Origin of the sequence: Burkholderia sp. LMG 13014, assembly GCF_905232215.1 — a bacterium.
Taxonomy (GTDB): domain Bacteria; phylum Pseudomonadota; class Gammaproteobacteria; order Burkholderiales; family Burkholderiaceae; genus Burkholderia.
On the sequence record NZ_CAJNKE010000555.1, the window covers coordinates 1 to 3890 of the forward strand.

A 3890-nucleotide genomic window follows, 5' to 3' on the forward strand; every position below is an offset into this window, starting at 1 on the left:
GGCACGGCGCGAGAACGCCTGCGCGCTCATCATCGAGAAAAATGCGTGGAACCACGCACGGATGCCGTCCAGCCGGCTGTGTGCGGGCGTACGCTCGGCCAGCGCTTGCGTGCGTGCGCGGTGATGGCGCAGCGAGCGGGCAGGAGCGGGCGGCACAACGCGCTTCGCAGCGCGGCTGAGACGGGAAGTCAGACGGAATGGCATGTGAACGATGCTTCGCTTGTATGGATGGCGCCCTGAAGAGCGCACTGGTATGAACGGCCTCGGAAGGCGCAACGGATCTTACCGAAACTCGCTGCGCGCCGCGCCCGCCAGAATTGACAGGCCGCGACAGGCTACAGGGGATTCATGACGGGCAAAAGTCGCGATAAACCCTTGTGCCACAAGGCGTGTGCCGCATACCGCCTGTCGGTGAGGCCAGCGCCGCGCCGCACAGTTCCCTTGAGCCGGATCAAATCCTCGATTGGCATGCCCCTGCGCACGACAATGGTGCTGTTCGCGGCATCCGGCGCCGATTTACAATCGTCACATTCACACAATAAACGTCTGGCATCCCATGTCGTCTCCATTGCAGTCGGAATCGATCCGCGCGCAAGTCGCGGAATTGCGCGAGCGCGGCTTCGTCGTCGCGCGTGGCCTCGTCGGCGAGGAACAATGCGCGGCGCTCAGGCAGGTTGCGGAGCGCCAGTTGCGGGAGGCTGCCGAGCCGATCGAGTTCGAGGCGGACCTGCGCTATCCGGGCGCGCCCGAGTCCAAGCATGCGCCGGGCGGGCATACGGTGCGGCGGCTGCTCGATGCGTACTCGCGCGATCCGGCCTTCGCCGAGCGTGCGATCGCCCCTGAAATCGGCGCGTGGATGCGCGAGTATTTCGGTGAAGAGCCCGTGCTGTCGCGCGCGCATCACAACTGCATGATGACGAAGCACCCCGCGTACGGCAGCCTGACCGGCTGGCATCGCGATTTCCGCTACTGGTCGTTCGCGCGTCCGGACATGGTGTCGGTGTGGCTCGCGCTCGGGCCGGAAACGAACGAGAACGGCGCGCTGTGGCTCGTGCCGGGGTCGCATACGGCCGAATTCGGGCCGGAAGCGTTCGACGATGCGAAGTTCTTCCGCAGCGACCTGCCGGCGAACAAGAAAATGATCGATGCGGCCACGTGCCCGTCGCTGCAGACGGGCGACGTCGTGTTCTTCCACAGCAACACGCTGCATTCGGCCGGGCAGAACCGTTCCGACCAGGTGAAGTTCTCGCTCGTGTATACCTACCACGGCGCGAGCAACCGGCCGGTACCCGGCACGCGCTCGGCGTCGAAACCGGAAGTGCAGTTCTAGGCGCCCGGCGGGCGGCCGGCAACGCCGCGGGATCACGCGATGCGGCGCATCGCGGGCGAATGAAGCAACGGGCGGCCTGGCCGCCCGTTTCGTTTGGCGCGGCCCGATCGTATGACGCGGGCCGTGCGTGCATCGCGCGGCTGCGCGATCAGCGCTTGCTGCCCGGCATCGCGAGGCCGATCAGGCCGACGAACGACGCGACGGCGCCGCCCACGATCAGCAGGATCGTCTTCGTCGCGGGCGAGCCGGTGAAGAAGCGCGACACGTTGTCGTTGATCGAATGGAACGACTGGCCGCCGAAATACAGCAGCACGACGCCGCCGACGAGCAGCGCAACCGAGATGACCCGGGACATACCAACCTCGCTGAAACGGTGATTCGAGACGCCGCAGTGTAGGCGACGACCGCGGCCGCGTCCATTGCCGTGCCGCCGAGCGCGTTCCGGCCGCTTTCGCTACCATAGTCGTCGTATGACTCTTTCGCCGCCGCCGCGCAGTGTGCGCGGCCGGCGCGCGTCCCTTTCCCCGATGTCCTGACGGAACCGACTCATGGCCTACGAAGCAGCTTCCGAACGTTATGCCGACATGCAATACCGCACCTGCGGCAAATCCGGGCTCAAACTGCCCGCGCTGTCGCTCGGCCTGTGGCACAACTTCGGCGATTCGACGCCGATCTCGACGCAGCGCGAGATCCTGCGCACCGCGTTCGACCTCGGCATCAACCACTTCGACCTCGCGAACAACTACGGGCCGCCGTACGGCAGCGCCGAAACCAACTTCGGCCGGCTGCTGAAGGAGGATTTCCGGCCGTATCGCGACGAGCTGCTGATCTCGACGAAGGCCGGCTGGGACATGTGGCCGGGGCCGTACGGCAGCGGCGGCGGGTCGCGCAAGTACGTGCTCGCGAGCCTCGACCAGAGCCTGCAGCGGATGGGGCTCGATTACGTCGACATCTTCTATTCGCACCGCTTCGACGCGCACACGCCGCTCGAGGAAACGGCGGGCGCACTCGCGTCGGCCGTGCAGCAGGGCAAGGCGCTCTACATCGGCATTTCGTCGTATTCGGCGGCGAAGACGCGCGAGATGGCCGAGCTGCTCGCGCAGTACAAGGTGCCGCTGCTGATTCACCAGCCGTCGTACAACCTGCTGAACCGCTGGGTCGAAACCGAACTGCTCGGCACGCTCGACGAGATCGGCACGGGCAGCATCGCGTTCACGCCGCTCGCGCAGGGGCTGCTCACGTCGAAATACCTGAACGGCGTGCCGGCCGACGCGCGCGTGAACAAGCCGGGCGGCGGCTCGCTGAAGCAGGATCACCTGAGCGTGGACAACCTCGACCAAGTGCGCAAGCTCAACGCGATCGCCGAACGGCGCGGGCAGAGCCTCGCGCAGATGGCACTCGCGTGGGTATTGCGCAATGGTCGCGTGACGTCCGCGCTGATCGGCGCGAGCCGTGCGGAGCAGGTGCGCGAAAACGTCGGCGCGTTGAAGCACCTCGAATTCTCGGCGGAGGAACTCGCGGAGATCGATCGTTACGCGACGGAAGGCGGCATCAATCTGTGGGAAAAGCCGTCCACCGATCAGGCGATCTGACCGGCAGACGCTACGGCATGCGAAACATCGCGTGCCGTATCGATGGCTTGCGCGCAGCACATCGCATCGCTGCGGTGCAGCGATGCGCGCCACGCACGGGTTGCGCCGCTAGATCAGCGCAGGCAGGCCTTCGACGAGCAATACCGCGACGCCGACGCCGAGGATGACGCCCAGCACGCGCAGCAGGTTGTGGCGGAATTCGGTTGCGCACGGCACCGCGCCGAGAAATAGCGCTCCGGCCAGCGCCATCGGAATCAACAGGATGAAGTCGCCGATCGTGAAGTAGGTCGTCATGCGTGTCTCCAAGGTCGACCGGAGTGGGCGCCTGAGCGCTGACTCCGGCCCCATGCCGGGTGTTTCTAGTATTGGTCCGACCCGATTGCGAGCGGGGCGGTCAGTTCGAGTATAGGCAACCGGCAGTGCTTTTCGCTATCCGAACCATTAAAAAATCAGCGGAAAGCCTGGGGAATCGCGCATTTTTCCCGCAAGTTGGACGAATGCCTTGCACGTATCTTTCCCGTTCCTTTCGATTGTTGCGGAATCGTCGTATGTGTCCGATGCGTGCCGCCGCACCCGCGGGCGCGGCGGCACGCCCGCTCATGCGCGGTCGGGTTGCACGCGGGCGGCCGGCGCGCGGAACACGAGCGCGAGCCCCGCGACGATCGCGCCCATGCCGGCGAGCGCGAGCGGCTCGGGCCGGTTGCCGAGCCACACGGCATCCATCAGCGTGGTGACGACGGGCACGAGATAGAACAGGCTCGTCACGTTGACGAGATCGCCGCGCTGCATCAACCGGTAGAACAGCAGTTGCGCGATCACCGAAATCACGATGCCGAGCCACAGCAGCGGGATCACGAACGACCAGCTCATGTCGAACGACACCGGCCGGAACGGCACGATCGCCACGCACAGTGCGAGGCCGATCGCATTCTGCAGCGGCAGCACGTCGGCGGGCGCCGCCCGTACGC

General features: G+C 65.9%; 5 protein-coding genes and 1 pseudogene. 2 read left to right on the plus strand and 4 right to left on the minus strand.

The window, feature by feature from the left end; all coding sequences use genetic code 11:
- A pseudogene (locus JYJ84_RS38040) lies at nucleotides 1-204 on the minus strand (hypothetical protein); the annotation flags it as partial.
- Nucleotides 205-556: 352 nt separating this feature from the next.
- Between JYJ84_RS38040 and JYJ84_RS30735 the strand changes: the two are divergent.
- Nucleotides 557-1330 (plus strand): phytanoyl-CoA dioxygenase family protein, encoded by a 774-nt coding sequence (locus JYJ84_RS30735; protein ID WP_122946500.1) that lies wholly within the window; start codon nucleotides 557-559, stop codon nucleotides 1328-1330.
- 148 nt (nucleotides 1331-1478) lie between these two features.
- On the opposite strand, the gene JYJ84_RS30740 is transcribed toward JYJ84_RS30735, so the two are convergent.
- Nucleotides 1479-1685: a DUF3185 family protein gene (locus JYJ84_RS30740; protein ID WP_122946499.1), complete on the minus strand. Its 207-nt coding sequence runs from the start codon at nucleotides 1683-1685 to the stop codon at nucleotides 1479-1481.
- A 193-nt stretch (nucleotides 1686-1878) separates the two neighbouring features.
- Here JYJ84_RS30740 and mgrA point away from each other — a divergent pair, with 193 nt between their 5' ends.
- Nucleotides 1879-2922 (plus strand): L-glyceraldehyde 3-phosphate reductase, encoded by a 1044-nt coding sequence (mgrA, locus tag JYJ84_RS30745; protein ID WP_122946498.1) that lies wholly within the window; start codon nucleotides 1879-1881, stop codon nucleotides 2920-2922.
- A 108-nt stretch (nucleotides 2923-3030) separates the two neighbouring features.
- Here the strand turns inward: mgrA and JYJ84_RS30750 are convergent, their stop codons facing one another.
- Nucleotides 3031-3216, minus strand: a complete 186-nt coding sequence (locus JYJ84_RS30750) for a hypothetical protein (protein WP_011353526.1) — start codon at nucleotides 3214-3216, stop codon at nucleotides 3031-3033.
- 303 nt (nucleotides 3217-3519) lie between these two features.
- Nucleotides 3520-3890: DMT family transporter (locus tag JYJ84_RS30755; RefSeq protein ID WP_205189892.1), on the minus strand; the 371-nt coding region annotated here is incomplete at its 5' end.